Source organism: Cobetia sp. SIMBA_158 (assembly GCF_046566945.1).
Lineage (GTDB): Bacteria > Pseudomonadota > Gammaproteobacteria > Pseudomonadales > Halomonadaceae > Cobetia > Cobetia amphilecti.
This window is the reverse complement of sequence record NZ_JAWJYL010000560.1, coordinates 1-262: the sequence shown is the minus strand read 5'-3', so window position 1 is coordinate 262 and position 262 is coordinate 1. Positions and strand designations below refer to the sequence as shown.

Genomic DNA, 262 nt, shown 5'->3' with positions numbered 1-262 from the left:
CCTCTTCAAGCTGATCCTGCAACTGCGCGAAGACGGTCTCGCGATCATCTACATCAGCCATCGCATGGCCGACATCTACGAGCTGTCCGATCGTGTTTCGGTGCTCCGCGACGGCAGCTACGTCGGCACGCTGATGCGCGACGCGCGGAGCGCCGAAAGCCTCGTCAGCATGATGGTGGGGCGCGATATTTCGGGCTTCTACAAAAAGGCGCACGCGCCCTACGATCCGGGCAAGGTCGTGCTCACCGTGCGCGACGTCGCC

1 pseudogene is annotated in these 262 nt (G+C 63.0%); it reads left to right on the top strand.

The features are described 5' to 3' along the window. Positions 1–262: pseudogene (locus R2R70_RS21070) on the top strand (D-xylose ABC transporter ATP-binding protein); the annotation flags it as partial.